The 16,139-nt window shown below is 65.5% G+C and carries 15 protein-coding genes; 10 read left to right on the forward strand and 5 right to left on the reverse strand.

Features of this window, described 5'->3' with window-relative positions; all coding sequences use genetic code 11:
* Positions 1 to 190: hypothetical protein (locus ACQR1I_RS34180; protein ID WP_434870822.1), on the forward strand; the 190-nt coding region annotated here is incomplete at its 5' end.
* Positions 191 to 750: 560 nt separating this feature from the next.
* Positions 751 to 2,817: a M23 family metallopeptidase gene (locus tag ACQR1I_RS34185; RefSeq protein WP_434870821.1), complete on the forward strand. Its 2,067-nt coding sequence runs from the start codon at positions 751 to 753 to the stop codon at positions 2,815 to 2,817.
* 113 nt (positions 2,818 to 2,930) lie between these two features.
* Here the strand turns inward: ACQR1I_RS34185 and clpB are convergent, their stop codons facing one another.
* Positions 2,931 to 5,570, reverse strand: a complete 2,640-nt coding sequence (clpB, locus tag ACQR1I_RS34190; RefSeq protein ID WP_434870820.1) for an ATP-dependent chaperone ClpB — start codon at positions 5,568 to 5,570, stop codon at positions 2,931 to 2,933.
* A 183-nt stretch (positions 5,571 to 5,753) separates the two neighbouring features.
* Between clpB and ACQR1I_RS34195 the strand changes: the two genes are divergently transcribed.
* Positions 5,754 to 6,581: an MOSC domain-containing protein gene (locus ACQR1I_RS34195; RefSeq protein WP_434870830.1), complete on the forward strand. Its 828-nt coding sequence runs from the start codon at positions 5,754 to 5,756 to the stop codon at positions 6,579 to 6,581.
* A 229-nt stretch (positions 6,582 to 6,810) separates the two neighbouring features.
* Here the strand turns inward: ACQR1I_RS34195 and ACQR1I_RS34200 are convergent, their stop codons facing one another.
* Positions 6,811 to 7,467, reverse strand: a complete 657-nt coding sequence (locus tag ACQR1I_RS34200) for a TIGR02594 family protein (protein ID WP_434870819.1) — start codon at positions 7,465 to 7,467, stop codon at positions 6,811 to 6,813.
* Positions 7,468 to 7,722: 255 nt separating this feature from the next.
* On the opposite strand from ACQR1I_RS34200, the gene ACQR1I_RS34205 reads away from it, so the two are divergent.
* The 3 genes from ACQR1I_RS34205 to ACQR1I_RS34215 all read left to right on the forward strand — a co-directional run bounded on the left by ACQR1I_RS34205 (position 7,723) and on the right by ACQR1I_RS34215 (position 10,177).
* The gene (locus tag ACQR1I_RS34205; protein WP_434870818.1) at positions 7,723 to 8,586 is read left to right on the forward strand and encodes an alpha/beta fold hydrolase; all 864 of its coding nucleotides are present in this window, start codon (positions 7,723 to 7,725) and stop codon (positions 8,584 to 8,586) included.
* A 93-nt stretch (positions 8,587 to 8,679) separates the two neighbouring features.
* Entirely contained in the window at positions 8,680 to 9,768 is a 1,089-nt protein-coding gene (locus ACQR1I_RS34210) for a serine hydrolase domain-containing protein (protein ID WP_434870817.1), read from the forward strand.
* A gap of 58 nt (positions 9,769 to 9,826) precedes the next feature.
* Positions 9,827 to 10,177 carry a DUF805 domain-containing protein gene (locus ACQR1I_RS34215; protein WP_434870816.1) on the forward strand — a complete coding sequence of 117 codons (351 nt, stop codon included), beginning with the start codon at positions 9,827 to 9,829 and terminating at the stop codon, positions 10,175 to 10,177.
* Between the two features lie 64 nt (positions 10,178 to 10,241).
* On the opposite strand, the gene ACQR1I_RS34220 is transcribed toward ACQR1I_RS34215, so the two are convergent.
* Positions 10,242 to 11,147, reverse strand: a complete 906-nt coding sequence (locus ACQR1I_RS34220; protein WP_434870815.1) for a LysR family transcriptional regulator — start codon at positions 11,145 to 11,147, stop codon at positions 10,242 to 10,244.
* Between the two features lie 130 nt (positions 11,148 to 11,277).
* On the opposite strand from ACQR1I_RS34220, the gene ACQR1I_RS34225 reads away from it, so the two are divergent.
* Positions 11,278 to 12,174 (forward strand): alpha/beta fold hydrolase, encoded by an 897-nt coding sequence (locus ACQR1I_RS34225; RefSeq protein WP_434870814.1) that lies wholly within the window; start codon positions 11,278 to 11,280, stop codon positions 12,172 to 12,174.
* Between the two features lie 165 nt (positions 12,175 to 12,339).
* Here the strand turns inward: ACQR1I_RS34225 and ACQR1I_RS34230 are convergent, their stop codons facing one another.
* Together ACQR1I_RS34230 and ACQR1I_RS34235 are read right to left on the reverse strand one after the other, a co-directional pair.
* Entirely contained in the window at positions 12,340 to 12,939 is a 600-nt protein-coding gene (locus ACQR1I_RS34230) for a hypothetical protein (RefSeq protein ID WP_434870813.1), read from the reverse strand.
* 2 nt (positions 12,940 to 12,941) lie between these two features.
* Entirely contained in the window at positions 12,942 to 13,361 is a 420-nt protein-coding gene (locus ACQR1I_RS34235) for a secondary thiamine-phosphate synthase enzyme YjbQ (protein WP_434870812.1), read from the reverse strand.
* 407 nt (positions 13,362 to 13,768) lie between these two features.
* Between ACQR1I_RS34235 and ACQR1I_RS34240 the strand changes: the two genes are divergently transcribed.
* The 3 genes from ACQR1I_RS34240 (at position 13,769) to ACQR1I_RS34250 (ending at position 16,134) form a co-directional block, all read left to right on the forward strand.
* Positions 13,769 to 14,500: an AfsR/SARP family transcriptional regulator gene (locus ACQR1I_RS34240; protein ID WP_434870811.1), complete on the forward strand. Its 732-nt coding sequence runs from the start codon at positions 13,769 to 13,771 to the stop codon at positions 14,498 to 14,500.
* Between the two features lie 175 nt (positions 14,501 to 14,675).
* Complete coding sequence (locus tag ACQR1I_RS34245; protein WP_434870810.1) at positions 14,676 to 15,782, forward strand: hypothetical protein; 1,107 nt, start codon at positions 14,676 to 14,678, stop codon at positions 15,780 to 15,782.
* A gap of 112 nt (positions 15,783 to 15,894) precedes the next feature.
* Complete coding sequence (locus tag ACQR1I_RS34250; RefSeq protein ID WP_434870809.1) at positions 15,895 to 16,134, forward strand: hypothetical protein; 240 nt, start codon at positions 15,895 to 15,897, stop codon at positions 16,132 to 16,134.
* The last annotated feature ends 5 nt before the right edge of the window (positions 16,135 to 16,139 follow it).

Consider the following 16,139-nt stretch of genomic DNA (forward strand, 5'->3'; position numbering starts at 1 on the left):
TCCCGCGCTTCACAGCGCAAAGACCATGGTGTTACCTTTGAAACATTGTCCGCCGAAGTCTTCTCGTCCGATCCCAGAACCAAAAGCCGAAGCCCTCAATCCCGAGACCCGCAAGGACTCCGCCGTCCACGTTTCTCTTTCTTCATCTTCACTTGTCAAACAGCCCGGGACCGCAGCCCCACCCTCTTGAAGAGGTATCGCTCGACCTGCTTCGACGGCAATGAGCAACCGGGTTCTACCGGTTGTGCATCACTCAACGAAAGTGAGGAGCAATATTGGCGCGAATGCTCGCCTCGGTGTGTCCCGAAGCGGCGCCGCGCTCAGTGATCGGGTGTATAGGGGGGTCCGATCGGGGTGTCAACGACCAATTTCATGAAATCGTCGCATCGTGCGAATTTTTTCGGGGAGCGGCAGGAAGCCCGATTTGTTGCGGACATCGTGCCCCACTTGGGCCACAATCCTGCGACGATTTGTTAAGCATCGACATGGGTTGATTTGGGTCCAGCGGGGACACCATCGATTCAAGGATGATCCAGATCAAGGAAATGGCGAGCCCTTCGCCTGACTCAGACGACCGAGACGACATCGAGAGATCCTGAAGAACAATAGCGGTTCGAAAGCGTCAGGCCCCTGGCCCAGATGCCTCGAACCGTCAGAAGCGCGCCATCATTCCGAGCCGTTTATCGAAGACGGTACGCCAAACGGCAGCTGAGTGATCTCGGTGCTGACTTTGAACTTGGGGGACGAAGGTTGAACCATCGGACGTCACGCGGGGGGATTGGACGCGAGGTCGGCATGATCGATCTCGGTCATGAGCCGCCGCTATCCGTCGATGGCTCCGAGGCCGCGGTGATCGACCGCCGTCGCGTCTCCGTACAATGGTTCTCGGGTACAATTCTGACCGGTCTGTGCGGCGCAGCCCTCATCGGCGGCGCCGTTTTTGCGTCGCTGGACGGCGAGTTGACGTTCGCGCGCATGCCGGAACGCATGGAAAGCGCGCTGCGCGGCGCGTTCGGCGCCAACGACCGCGTCGCGACCTTGCGCAAGAGTGATCGCCTGCCGCCGCCGAGCGAGGCGGCCGCCGCCCGCAACGTTGTGCGGATCTCGACGGTGACCCGCGCCGGCTCGCGCGAGCTGATCCGAGTCCGCCCCTATGTGCGGATCTCCGGCAATCTGTCGATGACCACCAGCGATCTCTCGGCCAAGATCCCGCCGTTCAATGCGCAGCGGCTGCTGAGCGATACCGAAAACGACAAGGCGGGTTCGAGCGAGGATCCGAACAACAATCCGGAGGCGGTCGAGCCCGACGCCGAGGTGTCGTTCGTGACCAAGGATCTCGCGACCGTGCTGCCCAAAGCCAAGATCGCGGCCTCCGTGGCGCTGGACGAGATCGTGATGCGGGTCCGCGATGCGGCCAACTGGCGCGGCAACAATGGCGGCGTCCGCTACGCCTCGCTGGCCAACGCCGCAGCCGATGCAACCGCCATCGGCGTCCAAAGCGGCGATCTCAAGCTGTCTTACGCCAATGACGGCAGCGCGCCCGATCCTTACGCCGGTTTCGAGACCCGCGTGGTGCCGGAGAACGTGACCCTGCTGCCCAAGACCAAGGACCAGATCACCGGCGGCAATCCGCTGGGCGAACGCGTCCACCTGGTCAAGAAGGGCGACACGGTCGCCTCGATCCTGCGCGACCAGGGCGCGACGCCCGACGAGGCCAAGGCGATCGCGGCCCAGCTCGGCGCCCGCGGCCGCGACGGCGGCCTCAAGGAAGGCGAGAAGCTGCGCATCCTGATGGCGCCGTCGGGCCCCGCTCCCGGCGCCCGGCTGCAGCCGTTCCGCGTCATCGTCGCCAACGAAACCATGATCGAGGCCGTGGCCGCGCTGTCGGACCTCGGCAAATACGTCGCCGTCGACGCGCAGAGCATGAATACGGTCACCGAGACCGCCGACAACACCAATGACGACGAAGAGGATGACGGCACCGGCGTCCGCCTCTACCAGAGCATCTACGAGACGGCGATGCGCAACAAGGTGCCGACGCCGGTCATCGAGGACATGATCCGGATCTACTCCTACGACGTCGATTTCCAGCGCAAGGTGCAGCCGGGCGACTCGTTCGACGTGTTCTATGCCGGCGACGACGACGACAAGCCGGGCAACAACGACAAAACCGAGGTGCTGTATGCCTCGCTGACGGTCGGCGGCGAGACCAAGAAATACTACCGGTTCCAGACCCCCGACGACAGCGTCGTCGACTACTATGATGAGACCGGCAAGAGCGCGAAGAAGTTCCTGGTCCGCAAGCCCGTCAACAACGCGATCATGCGGTCCGGATTCGGCGGCCGCCGCCATCCGATCCTCGGCTATGTGAAGATGCACACCGGCGTCGACTGGGCGACGGCGTACGGCACCCCGATCTTCTCCGCCGGCAATGGCGTGCTGGAGAAGGTCGGCACCGAAGGCGGCTACGGCAAGTACATCCGCATCAAGCACAACAACGGCTATGAGACCGCCTACGGCCACATGTCGGCGTTCGTGAAGGGCATGGAGCCCGGCAAGCGGGTGCGCCAGGGCCAGGTCATCGGCTTCGTCGGCTCGACCGGCCAGTCGACCGGCCCGCACGTCCACTACGAAATCCTGGTCAACGGCCGCTTCGTCGACCCGCTGCGCGTCAAGCTGCCGCGCGGCCGTTCACTCGAAGGCCAGATCATGGCCGGCTTCGAGAAGGAGCGCGACCGCGTCGACCAGATGATGACCGGCCGCGGCAACGGCGCCTCGCGCATGTCGGACGCCGGCCCGATCCAAGTGAGCCGGTAGGCCTCGGTCGTAAACTATCGCAAGCCTTGTAAAGCAAACGACCCGCGCTGAGCGATCAGCGCGGGTCGTTCTTGTTCAAACCCGGCAGTAGCCGTCGGTCAGTTCAGCTTGGATCAGTTCAGCTTGCGCTTCGGGATCGGCGCCTCGAACGTCGCGATCTCCGCGGTGCGATGCGCCTTGCCGTTGAAGGTCAGCACGTTGCCCTCCGAGGAAATCGCGACCTTGTCGCCATCCTTGACGTCGCCGGCCAGGATCATCTCGGCGAGCGGATCCTGCACGCTGCGCTGGATCACCCGCTTCAGCGGGCGTGCGCCGTAGGCCGGATCCCAGCCCTTGGCAGCGAGCCAGTCGCGCGCGTGGTCGTCGAGCGACAGCGTGATCTTGCGCTCCTCCACGAGCTTCTGCAGCCGCGAGAACTGGATCTCGACGATCCGGCCCATCTCACTCTTCTGCAGGCGATGGAACAGGATGATCTCGTCGACGCGGTTGAGGAACTCGGGCCGGAAATGCCCGCGCACCGTGCCCATCACCAGCTCGCGCACCTCCGACGTATCCTCGCCCTCCGGCTGGTTGACCAGGAACTCGGAGCCGAGATTCGAGGTCATGATGATCAGCGTGTTGCGGAAGTCGACGGTGCGGCCCTGGCCATCGGTCAGGCGGCCGTCGTCGAGCACCTGCAGGAGCACGTTGAAGACATCCGGATGCGCCTTCTCGATCTCGTCGAACAGCACGACCTGATACGGACGGCGACGCACGGCTTCCGTCAGCGCCCCGCCCTCGTCATAACCGACATAGCCGGGAGGCGCGCCGATCAGCCGCGACACCGAATGCTTCTCCATGTACTCGGACATGTCGAGCCGGACCATCGCGGTCTCGTCGTTGAACAGATATTCGGCGAGCGCCTTGGTCAGCTCGGTCTTGCCGACGCCGGTCGGACCTAAGAACATGAACGAGCCCATCGGCCGGTTCGGATCCTGCAGGCCGGCGCGCGAGCGCCGCACGGCGGTGGCGACCGCGTGCACGGCCTCGAACTGGCCGACGACGCGCTTGCCGAGGCTCTCCTCCATCCGCAGCAGCTTGTCCTTCTCGCCCTCGAGCATCTTGTCGACCGGCACGCCGGTCCAGCGCGAGACCACCTGCGCGATGTGGTTGGCGGTGACCGCCTCCTCCATCATCTCGCCGGCATTCTCCTTCGCCTCGATGTCGGCCAGCCGCTTCTCAAGCTCAGGGATGCGGCCATAGGCCAGCTCGCCCGCCTTCTGATACTCGCCGCGGCGCTGCGCGTTGGCGAGCTCGATGCGCAAGCCATCCAGCTCGCTCTTGAGCTTCTGCGCGTTCGACAGCTTGTCCTTCTCGGCACTCCATTTCGAGGTCAGCACCGCCGACTTCTCCTCGAGGTCGGCGAGCTCCTTCTCCAGCGCCTGCAGCCGGGTCTTGGAGCCGAGATCGCTCTCCTTCTTCAAGGCCTCCTGCTCAATCTTGAGCCGAATGATCTCGCGATCGAGCGAGTCCAGCTCCTCGGGCTTCGAGTCGACCTGCATCTTCAGCCGCGCCGCCGCCTCGTCCATCAAATCGATGGCCTTGTCGGGCAGGAAGCGGTCGGTGATGTAGCGGTTCGACAGCGTGGCGGAGGCCACCAGCGCGGAATCGGTGATGCGAACGCCGTGATGCTGCTCGTATTTGTCCTTCAATCCGCGCAGGATCGAGATGGTGTCCTCGACCGTGGGCTCGGTGACGTAGACCGGCTGGAAACGACGAGCCAGCGCCGCGTCCTTCTCGACGTGCTTCTGGTACTCGTCGAGCGTGGTCGCGCCGATGCAGTGCAGCTCGCCGCGCGCGAGCGCGGGCTTCAGCAGGTTCGACGCATCCATCGCGCCGTCGGCCTTGCCGGCGCCGATCAGGGTGTGCATCTCGTCGATGAACAGCACGAAGGTGCCTTCGGCTGATGTGACCTCCTGCAGCACGGCCTTCAGCCGCTCCTCGAACTCGCCGCGATATTTGGCGCCGGCGATCAGCGCGCCCAGATCGAGCGACAGCAGCTTCTTATCCTTGAGGCTCTCCGGCACGTCGCCATTGACGATGCGCAACGCGAGGCCCTCGACGATCGCGGTCTTGCCGACGCCGGGCTCGCCGATCAGCACGGGATTGTTCTTGGTGCGCCGTGACAGCACTTGAATGGTGCGGCGGATCTCCTCGTCGCGGCCGATCACCGGATCGAGCTTGCCGTCGCGCGCCGCCTGGGTCAGATCGCGGGCATATTTCTTCAGCGCATCATAGGCGTTCTCGGCGGTCGCCGAGTCGGCCGTGCGCCCCTTGCGCAAGCTCTCGATCGCCGCGTTGAGATTCTGCGCGGTGACACCGCCCTTGGCGAGCAGGCCGCCGGTCTCGCTGTTCTTGTCGAGCGTCAGCCCGAGCAGCAGCCGCTCGACCGTGACGAAACTGTCGCCGGCCTTCTCGGCCGCCTTCTCCGCCGCGTCGAAGGCGCGTGCCAGTTCGGACGACAGATAGACCTGCCCGGCGCCGCTGCCCGACACTTTCGGCAGCTTGCCGAGCGCATCCTCGGTGGCCTTCAGGATCGCGCGCGAATTGCCGCCGGCGCGGTCGATCAGACCACCCGCGAGGCCTTCGCTATCGTCGAGCAGGACTTTCAGGAGATGCAGCGGCGAGAACTGCTGGTGGCCGTCGCGCACCGCCAATGACTGCGCCGATTGAATGAAGCCCCGCGCGCGCTCGGTATATTTGTCGATATTCATGATGGTTCCCTCAGCCTGCTGTGACGCCCCGAAGGCACGATTCCAGCATCTTCATTGGGTTTCGGTCTGCGCACGTTGAGGTTGGTCAACGCCGCAATGATCCACGTCGCCGGCTTGCGCCCGGCTTGAGAGGAAATGTGGGAAGGCTGCCTCAAAACGGAAGAGGCGGTTTCACAAATTCGTGTGCCCTGGCCGCCCCGGCGGGAATCTCCTATGACCCCCGCCATGAGCCCACCCCCTCCCGCGCGCATCGCCGGCCTGTACCGCTATCCGGTCAAGGGCCTTACCCCGGAACCACTGCAGACGGCCCCGTTGCGGGTCGGAGAAACGCTGCCGGCCGACCGCCGCTACGCGCTCGAAAACGGCCCCACCGGGTTCGATCCAGCAGCGCCGGTCTGGAAGCCGAAGACGGCGTATCTGATGCTGATGCGCAACGAGCGCCTCGCCGGCTTCAAGTGCCGTTTCGACGACGCCAGCAATGTCCTCACCGTCCGCCGCGGCGATGAAATCGTCGCGCACGGCGATCTCGAAAGCGCCGACGGCCGCGCCGCGATCGAGACGTTCTTCGCCAGGGAGTTCACTGAGGAGCTGCGCGGCCCGCCGAAGCTGCTGTCGGGCGGCGGCTACAGCTTCACGGATCTGGCACGCAAGGTGGTGTCGATCATCAACCTCGCCTCGCTCGCCGAGATCGAGACCCTGGTCGGCGCTCCCGTGCATCCGCTGCGCTTCCGCGCCAACGTCTACGTCACCGGCTGGCCGGCCTGGCACGAGACGACGCTGCTCGGCGAAACCTTAACGATCGGATCAGCGCGGGTGAAGATCGTCAAGACCACCACCCGCTGCGCCGCCGTCAACGTCGACCCCGACACCGCGGCGCGCGACCTCGACATCCCGCCCGCACTGCTGAACCACCGCGGCAACACCGAATGCGGCATCTACGCCGAGGTGATCGCGGCCGGCGACATTGCCATCGGCGACGAACTCGCCTTGGAGCAGCCGCGACTGGTGTGAGTCACCGTCTCTCCTCGTCATTGCGAGGAGCCGAAGGCGACGACGCAATCCAGAGTCGAATGCTCGGCCCTGGATTGCTTCGCTGCGCTCGCAATGACGGCGTTGTTAGAGCCAGTCTCTCACCACGATGACGGTGCGCTCCCTCGCCCCGTTCTTACGGGGAGAGGGTCGGGGTGAGGGGCAGCCGCACGGGCGGTGCGGCTGATCTACGTACGGCCGAGTCTACTGATCAGTTCGGCATGACGTAGGCATACACCCGGCCGCGCGACACCGCGGATTCGCGGACGCGGTTGCCGTTGTTGCCGGAGATGACGATCGGGTTGCCCTGGGCGTCGACGCCCGAGACCACGCCGACGTGGCCACCGCCGCGGCGGCTCATGACGGCGATGGCGCCGACCTGCGGGCCGGAGACGCGCTGGCCGTAGCTCGCGAACGAGCGCGCCATGTCCGAGCCGGTGCCGCGATGACCGGTGCGCTCGAGCACCATGTTCATGAAGCGCGCGCACCACAGGCTGCGCCGCCCGGTCGGATTGCCGCCGCCGATGTAGCTGCGCGCCGCGGCCACGACGTTGCTGCCGCCGCCGAAGCCGCCCGACGACGCCATGCCCTCGGACGCCGTCCCCGGCATCATGAGGCTGGCCTGCGCGTCGGCGACGCCCGTGACCTGCATCCGCGCCACGCCGCGCTCCCAGCGCGACATCCGGGCGACGGACCGGCGGTGGTGATGATATCTTGCGTAGTGATGGCCGCCGTGGCTGCGGTGGGCATGATGCCCGGAGCCGTGATGCGGACGGGCCGAAGCCGGTGTTGCGGTGGCGGCAAGCACTGCCGAGCACATGGTGAGCGCAACGATGTGAAGCGACCGGCGAAGGGTAGACACAACCATACTCAATCCTTCTGTTACTTCCCCCAGTACCTGACTTGGCACCCCCTGGTCCTCAGCGCGGCCCCTCTGCAAGCCGCCAGCAGGGTCCGTAAAAAGTCGCGGTGTGACCAAACCATGACCATCGATGGCGAAAAGGCGGCGACGAGAGGGTAATTCCGGGCTTATTCTGCAGCGAAAGCAAAGCGGCCGCTCGCTGCATTGTCGCGCCTCACGCGACGAGCGAAGATGCTGCACGCGACACGGGAGGAGCTGACGATGCCCCACGCAACGGCGAAAGACGGCGTTCGCCTCTATTTCGAAGAGGCCGGCGCCGGCACGCCGCTCCTCTTCCTGCACGAGTTCGCAGCCGACCACACCAATTGGGAGCCGCAGCTGCGCTACTTTTCGCGCCGCCACCGCTGCATCGCCTACTCCGCGCGTGGCTACACGCCCTCGGACGTGCCGGCCTCGCCCGACGCCTACAGCTACGTGCATTTCTACGCCGACGCGCTGGCCTTGCTCGACCATCTCGGCATCGACAGCGCGCATTTCGTCGGCCTGTCGATGGGCTCCTACTCGTCGCTGCAGGTGGCCCTGAACGCGCCGGAGCGCATCCGCTCGATGGTACTGGCGGGGGTCGGCTCCGGCTCCAGCCTGGAGCATCTCGACGCGTTCCGCGCCCAGTGCCGGGCGACCGCCGAGCAGTTCGAGACGCTGGGATCGGCCGAGACCGCCAAGGTCACCCGCGAGGCTCCCAGCCGCATCCCCTTCCTGGTCAAGGACCCGCGCGGCCATGCCGACTTCTACGCCGCCCTCGCCCGCCACGACGCCAAGGGCTCCGCCAACACCATGCGCGGATTCCAGGGCGGACGGCCGTCGATCTACACCATGGCCGACGCCATCCGCCGCGTCACGACGCCCGCTATGATCGTCTGCGGCGACGAGGACGACGCCTGCATCGAGCCGAGCCTGTTCCTGAAGCGGCAGCTGCCGGCGTCAGGCCTGACGTTCTTCCCGAAGTCGGGGCATGTGCTGAATTTGGAAGAGCCGGCGCTGTTCAATGAATCGGTCGAGCGCTTCATCGCGCTGGTCGAGGCCGGACGATGGGGACCGCGCGACCCGAGGTCGATCACCGCATAGTTGCGCGGCCGATGCTTTCCACCTGTGCTCGACAGGCCGGAGGTCGCACTCTATGGTCGGGCATCCGGATACCAGCTCACGCGGAGAAACGGCATGATCACGCGCGCGGTCCTCGTCGCGGTCGCAGCGATGGCGATCTGCACCAGCTTCGCCCGCGGCGACGATGCTGCCTTCCCCTGTGACGCTCCGCCTGGCCTGCAGGACGGCTGGACCGTCACGACACCCGAGACGCAGGGCCTGACCCCGGCCATGCTGTGCGCGATGGGCGACGGCGTCGCCGCCGGCCAACTCTCCGAGGTCGACTCCATTGTCGTGGTTCGGCACGGCGCCCTGGTCTACGAGCGCTACTTCAATCGCCAGCACGCAATCAGCTACGATGCGGCGACCCGCCACGTCGGCAACTCCATGACCAAGAGCGTCGTCTCGCTACTGCTCGGAATCGCTGTCGACCGCGGCCTGATCGGCGATCTCGACGCGCCGGCCTTGTCGTTCTTCCCGGAATTCGCCGAACTGCGCACGCCGGAGAAGGAACGGATCACGCTTCGTCACCTCCTGACGATGACAGCCGGCCTGAACGCGTCGGTCTCAGCGCCGATGTTGAGCCGGGACCGCGATCCCGACCGGCACGCGTTCGAGCAGGCCCTTGCCCGCGAGCCGGGCGCGGCCTTCGAGTACAGCAATCTGGACAGCGAAATCATCGGCGCGATTCTGGAGAAGGTGACGGGCAAGCCACTCGACATGTTTGCGATGGACGAGTTGTTCCGTCCGCTCGGCATCACCGACGTCGACTGGTTCCGCCGGCTCGGCAATCAGCGGCCGATGTCGAGCAACGGCCTGAGCCTGCGTCCGCGCGACTGGGCGAAGATCGGCCAGCTCGTGCTGAACCGCGGCGCCTGGAACGGCAAGCAGCTGGTGTCGGCATCGTGGATCGCGCAATCCACCAGCCCACAGGTCAGCGCACCAAAGTCGTTCGCGTACGGCTTCCAGTGGTGGCTGGGTCATTCGGCGGTCGGCGATCACAACGTCGCCTGGGCCGCCGCGCTGGGGTTCAACGCCCAGAAGCTGATCGTCATTCCCGAGTACGATGCCGTCGTCGTCTTCCACGCTGCGCGTGAATCGGTCCAGATGGTCGTGCCGGAGATCGAGCTGTTGAACCGGTACATCCTGCCCGCGATGCGGTGAGCGAGCCGCCGGAAGCGCTCGCTTGGGCTACGCTCCTCTCTGAAGCCGGTCGATCAACATGCCATTGCTGCTTTTCCTGTTTTCGTTCGATGGCCGGATTGGCCGGTCCGCATTCTGGCTCGGCCTGATCCTGCCACTCACGCTAGCGTTCCTCGGAATAGTCGTTGCCGTGCCGCCGCTTGCATTCAACAATGCCGTACTCGGCCTCTTCCTGCTGACGCTGTGGCCAACCCTGGCGATCGGTGCGAAGCGTTGCCACGACCGCGGTCGCTCGGGTTGGTATCAACTGGTCGGCCTGGTACCGTTCGTGGGACCGATCCTGCTACTGATCGAGTTCGGATTCCTCCGCGGAACCGACGGGCCGAACCGATTTGTCGCTGCGCGCGGCGTGTCCAGCGGGCTATCGTGACTCGCCGCGCGCCGAAGGGCTCCCGATATCCATGACGATCTCTCCTGCCTCGCCTTGACGAGCCTCAAATCGCCGCCTCCACCAATCGCTGCCGCAGCAGCGGCACGGCGAAGTCGACGAAGGCGCGCAGCTTCAGCGGCAGCCGGTTCTGTCCGTCATAGACGAGGTGGACGGGGCGCGGCGCGGGCTCGAACGCTTCGAGCACGATCTCGAGTCGGCCGCTGCGGACATGATCGACGACTTGGTAGGACAGCGCCCGCACGAGCCCCGCGCCCGACAGGCCCGCGTCGATCGCCGCATCGATCGTGTTGACGCCGAGCCGCGCGCGGAAGCCGGCGGAGATCTCGGCGCCGTCGACATCGAGCGGCCAGGCGCCGGCCACCGACACGCTCTGAAAGGAGATCACGCTGTGCTGCGCCAGGTCGTCCGGCCGCGCCGGGCGGCCATTGGCGGCGAGATAGGCGGGGCTGGCGCAGATCACGTGACGAACGCTGCCGAGGCGGGTCGCGATGAGATTCGAGTCCGGCAACTGCCCGATGCGCAGGGCGACGTCGACCTGGTCGTCGAGGAAGTGCGCGACACGGTCGGTCATCACGAGATCCACCGCGACGTCCGGATAGGCGGCGAGGAAGCGCGTCACCACCGCCAGCGCATGCATCCGGCCGAACATGATCGGCGCCGTCACCACCAGGTCGCCCTTGGGCTCGGAATATTCGCCGGCCGCGGCGCGCTCGGCCTCGGCGACCTGCTCCAGGATCGCGCGGGCCGCCGCGACATAGGAGCGCCCTGCCGGCGTCAGCTCCAGCCCCTTGGCCGAGCGGATCAACAGCGCCGCCTTCAGGTGCGCTTCGAGCTCGGCCACCTTGCGGCTGACGGTCGCAAGCGGCAGTCCGAGCGTCCGGCTGGCCTTCGACAGGCTGCCGGCGTCCGCAGCAGCCAGCAGCACCGCCATGGCTTCCAGGCGATCCATGGAATCCTTCCATATTCTGAGAGGCTTCTTCTCAAATCTAGCGGCTCCCGCTCGATTGTGGAAGGCATAGAACCAGGGGCAACGGCGACAAGCAATCGTTGCCGGCCATCCGAGACCAGGAGCCTTGCCCATGACCACGCAGACGACCACCCAGACCCGCCACCGCACCGCGACCGTCAACGGCCGACAAGTCTTCTACCGTGAGGCCGGCGATCCCGCCGCGCCGACCATCCTGCTGCTGCACGGCCTGCCGACCAGCAGCCAGATGTTTCGCGACCTGATCCCGGCGCTCGCCGATCGCTTTCACCTCGTCGCCCCCGACTACATCGGCTTCGGCCATTCCGACGCGCCTGATCGCCGCGCGTTCAGCTACACGTTCGACAATCTCGCCGCCCATGTCGAAGGGCTCGTCGACGTACTCGGCTTGACCTCCTACATCCTCTACCTGCAGGACTATGGCGGCCCGGTCGGCTTCCGCCTGTTCACGCGACGGCCCGAGCGCGTGAAGGGCTTCATCCTGCAGAACACCAACGCCTACATGGAAGGTGTCGGCGAGGCGCCGAAGAAGGTGCTGCTGCCGCTGTGGGAGAAGCGCACGGCGGAGACGGAGGCGCCGGCGCGCGAACTGCTCAGTCTCGAAGGGACAAAATTCCAGTGGCTGGTCGGCGCCAAGGATCCCGAGGCCGTCAATCCCGACAACTGGGTGCTCGATCAGGCCCTGCTCGACCGTCCGGGCACGCAGGACTATCAGCTCGACCTGCTGGAGAACTACAAGACCAACGTCGCGCTCTATCCGCAATGGCAGGCCGCGTTCCGCGCGCATAGCCCGAAGACACTGATCGTCTGGGGCCAGCACGACCCGTTCTTCATCCCGCCCGGCGCCCGCGCCTATCTCAACGACCTCTCCGACGTGAAGCTGGTCTGGCTCGACGCGGGGCACTTCGTGCTCGACGAGAACACGCCGAAGGTTGCCGCGGAGATCAAGGCGGTGTTTGCCAGCGACGTACGTCCATCATCGTCGACTTGAAGTAGCGGCGTGAAGCGGCGGCGTGAGCACGCTTGCGCGGCAGCGAGTTGGTCGCGTGCGATGCGCGCGCCATCCGCGTCGTCATTGCGAGCGCGGGCGATCCGTACGCCGAAGCGCCAGGAACGACACCGATCAGGCGCCGTTCGGAGAAACGGTCCATGGGTGTCATCGCGCTCGCCAGGGCGCGGCGGCGTGGACCGCGTGGTCCAGGCCGGCCGGCCTTGCCCCCGCGGCATCGATGCCGTCGAGCAGAAAGCGTTTCTCATCCCGTGCCAGCCAGCGGCAACTGGAGACGAGCGCCGCACCGAACAGCACGAGCATGGTCGGAAATGCCACGCCGACCATACTGCTCAAGGCGGCGCTCAATCCTGCGGAACGGGCTAGAATCAACGAGTGGACAAATATGAAGCCGATGACAAGCAGCAGCGGGGAGAACCAGACGATCGTGAATGCAATCGCCAGGGGGTGCATCGAGAAGCTGCACCGTACCAACGTCCCATCTGCTTGCGGGATCAACTCCGCGGAAAGAGACGTCTGGAACGAGTTGCGATACCTGATCCTCTTACGCGCCCTGACGTGGTTTCCGCGAATTCGTCCGACGATGGGCCGCGTTCCGAACATCGCTCCGAACATGCCATGGTCCATGGCAACAGCAAGCCGCGCGCTCAATTCGTCGATCGGGCAAGGCAACAACAATTCCACGGTGTCCTTCCCATAGATGCGGCGGATCGTCGACCTCGGCCAGCCGAGCAGAAATCTGTACATCCCTACTCCCCGATGATCTTGATCAGTGCCCGCTTGCGCCGGCCGCCGTCGAACTCGCCGTAGAAGATCTGCTCCCAGGGGCCGAAATCGAGCTTGCCTTGCGTGATCGCGACCACGACCTCGCGGCCCATGACCTGGCGCTTCATGTGGGCATCGGCATTGTCCTCGCCGGTGCGGTTGTGGCGATAGGACGACACCGGCTCGTGCGGTGCTAGCTTCTCGAGCCACTGCTCGTAGTCGTGGTGCAGCCCGCTCTCGTCGTCATTGATGAACACTGAGGCGGTGATGTGCATGGCGTTGACCAGCACCAGCCCCTCGCGCACGCCGCTCTCCTTCAGCGCCGCCTCGACGTCGCCGGTAATGTTGATGAAAGCGCGCCGTCCCGGTGTCTGGAACCAGAGTTCCTTGCGGAAGGATTTCATCGCGATCGATCCCTGTCAGTTGGAGCCGTAGTTGGAGCCGTAGTTGGAGCCATGGCCATACGGCCCTTCATCACCGATGCCGGCACGACAAAGTGTGGGCTATCTCACATTTGGCGCGGCGATCGTAAGGCTATCTCTAAGCAGGATACTACGACGTGCACACTGCAAGCGCAGGCGGCACAACCACCTGTCGCGTTGCAATCAAAATTGAACCGATCGTGATGCGGCAAGACTTAACTGCATTGCCGATCTCATTGCGACGTTGACGACGATAGCGGCGGCTTGCCGTTTGGCGACCACGATGCGGACCCGATCGGTCCGCAGCCGCCCATACTCTTCGCGCGGGGAACGCGACCTCCACGGGCTGGCGCCTATCGCTGCGTGTCACCATTCAAGGGAGAGAGACAATGAGTTTGCTGCGTATCAATCTCTTTGGCGGTCTTGAAATCAGGCAGATCTCCGGCGAGGAGGTCGCGATGCCGAGCCGGAAGGCTGCGACGCTGCTGGGCTATCTCGCCCTCATCTCTCCTCAGGCCATTTCACGCGGCAAGCTCGCAGCGCTGCTGTGGGAAGGACGCTTCGGCGACACCGCGCGCGCCAACCTGCGTCAGGCGCTGCTGACACTGCGGCGGGTGCTGCCGCAATGCGCCGCGGTGTTGTCGGCGGAACGCGACGACATTCGCATTCCACAAGGCGTCGTCACCACCGATGTGCAGCAGTTCGAGCAGTTGCTGCAGTCGGGCGATCTGGAGGCCATGGCGCGGGCCGCCGCGCTGTTCCGCGGCGAGCTGCTGGACGGCATCGGCTCGACTTCATGCGCCCTCGAAGCCTGGCTGTCGGCAGAACGCCAGCGACTGCGGGTGCAGGCGACGCGGGCCATCGCCCGCCTGCTGGACGTCGGCAGCCGCGAGCATGTCGAGATCGCCACGATGTTCTCGCTGCGCGTCCTGGCCGCCGATCCGCTGCAGGAGGACGTGCATCGCACCTTGATGCGTTGCTACGCGCAGCAGGGCCGCCGTGCCGATGCGCTGCGTCAGTATGACTTTTGCTGCAACATCCTGCGCAAGCAGGTCGGAGCGGCGCCCGAGAGCGAAACCGAAACACTGCAGCGTGAAATCAGGCGCATGCTTCGCGTGTGACAACTTGCCTCGCCTCCTGATTGATTTTGACGGCACATTCACGCCCCGCTTGACACCTGCATCACGCCTCGACGCGCAACCTCGGCCTCGATCGACGTCGCGCAACATTTGCTCCTGATGAGAAATGAGCGCGTCGCTCGGCATCAGACAACAAGCGAGGAGACACACTATGGGCATGCAGCAGACGAACGAGGATTTCGGCCAACTGAATCCCGAAGGCATCTTCGGCGCCGTTCTCGGACGGATCGCGGGACAACTGATCGGAAAGGTGATCGGCGGCAAGACCGGCGGAGATGTCGGCCGCACCATCGGCGGCTTCGCCGGCAGCTTCGCGCCCCTCTCGGCCGTCCCCGGCGCGGAGCAGCCGTCGGAGATGGAGTTGCAGGGCTTCTGGAGCGTGCTGAAGAAGATCGGACAGGGCGTGCAGACCGGCCTCAACGTCGGCCACAACCTCGGCATCTTCAGCGCCGATCCGCAGGTCGCCGCTGCCGCGCCGCCGACCGACATGGAGCTGCAGAGCTTCTGGAGCGTGCTCAAGAAGATCGGCCAGGGCGTGCAGACCGGCGTCAACATCGGCCACAACCTCGGCATCTTCAGCGCCGGCCCACAAGCTCCCGCCGCACCGCCGACCGACATGGAACTGCAGAGCTTCTGGAGCGTGCTGAAGAAGATCGGTCAGGGCGTCCAGACCGGCCTCAACGTCGGCCACAATCTCGGCATTTTCAGCGCTGGCCCGCAGGCCGCTCCGACCACGCAGCCGACCGACATGGAGCTGCAGAGCTTCTGGAGCGTGCTCAAGAAGATCGGCCAGGGCGTCCAGACCGGCCTCGATGTCGGCCACAACCTCGGCATCTTCAGCGCCGGCCCGCAGGCCGCTCCGACCACGCAGCCGACCGACATGGAGCTGCAGAGCTTCTGGAGCGTGCTCAAGAAGATCGCCCAGGGTGCGCAGACCGGCCTCGATGTCGGGCACAAGCTCGGCGTCTTCAGCGCCGACCCGCAGCCCGCCGCCGCGGCACAGCCGACCGACATGGAGCTGCAGAGCTTCTGGAGCGTGCTCAAGAAGATCGGCCAGGGCGTGCAGACCGGCCTCGACGTCGGCCACAACCTCGGCATCTTCAGCGCCGGTCCGCAGGCCGCTCCGACCACGCAGCCGACCGATATGGAGCTGCAGAGCTTCTGGAACGTGCTGCGGAAGATCAGCCAGGGCGGCTATGGCGCCCCGAACTTCGGACCCGCGCCCGGCGCTTTCAGCAACGGCCAGGCCGGCACGATGCACTAGGACGGCTGACCTGACGCAACAGCCCGCGACGTCAGCGTCGCGGGCGGAGAGTCGAAGCGGTGGGCGCACGTAACGTCCGCCCACCGCCGATCTTTGATGGAGGGAACAACGCATGGCCGAACCTGACGCACCGGAAGAATTCATCGTGCAAGGCGAGCCGGTCCAATCCGGCCAGCTTGCCGATCACCTGAGCCGCGCGCCCGGCGTGAAGGACGTGAAGCGTGTCGGGCAGGTCGCGCCCGACGTCGTCATCCTCTCCATGACCAAGACCCAGGCCGATCAACTCCGATCGACTTTCCGCAGCATCGTGGTGGAGCCGAACGCTTCGCTGAAACCCTTCGGCGCCGGTTGATCCAG

This window comes from Bradyrhizobium sp. HKCCYLS2038 (assembly GCF_051167655.1).
Lineage (GTDB): Bacteria > Pseudomonadota > Alphaproteobacteria > Rhizobiales > Xanthobacteraceae > Bradyrhizobium.

Coding starts and splice junctions, on each gene's coding strand:
- clpB (WP_434870820.1), bottom strand. CDS start 5,570: ATGAATATCGACAAATATACCGAGCGCGCGCGGGGCTTCATTCAATCG.
- ACQR1I_RS34200 (WP_434870819.1), bottom strand. CDS start 7,467: ATGGTTGTGTCTACCCTTCGCCGGTCGCTTCACATCGTTGCGCTCACC.
- ACQR1I_RS34205 (WP_434870818.1), top strand. CDS start 7,723: ATGCCCCACGCAACGGCGAAAGACGGCGTTCGCCTCTATTTCGAAGAG.
- ACQR1I_RS34210 (WP_434870817.1), top strand. CDS start 8,680: ATGATCACGCGCGCGGTCCTCGTCGCGGTCGCAGCGATGGCGATCTGC.
- ACQR1I_RS34215 (WP_434870816.1), top strand. CDS start 9,827: ATGCCATTGCTGCTTTTCCTGTTTTCGTTCGATGGCCGGATTGGCCGG.
- ACQR1I_RS34220 (WP_434870815.1), bottom strand. CDS start 11,147: ATGGATCGCCTGGAAGCCATGGCGGTGCTGCTGGCTGCTGCGGACGCC.
- ACQR1I_RS34225 (WP_434870814.1), top strand. CDS start 11,278: ATGACCACGCAGACGACCACCCAGACCCGCCACCGCACCGCGACCGTC.
- ACQR1I_RS34230 (WP_434870813.1), bottom strand. CDS start 12,939: ATGTACAGATTTCTGCTCGGCTGGCCGAGGTCGACGATCCGCCGCATC.
- ACQR1I_RS34235 (WP_434870812.1), bottom strand. CDS start 13,361: ATGAAATCCTTCCGCAAGGAACTCTGGTTCCAGACACCGGGACGGCGC.
- ACQR1I_RS34240 (WP_434870811.1), top strand. CDS start 13,769: ATGAGTTTGCTGCGTATCAATCTCTTTGGCGGTCTTGAAATCAGGCAG.
- ACQR1I_RS34245 (WP_434870810.1), top strand. CDS start 14,676: ATGCAGCAGACGAACGAGGATTTCGGCCAACTGAATCCCGAAGGCATC.
- ACQR1I_RS34250 (WP_434870809.1), top strand. CDS start 15,895: ATGGCCGAACCTGACGCACCGGAAGAATTCATCGTGCAAGGCGAGCCG.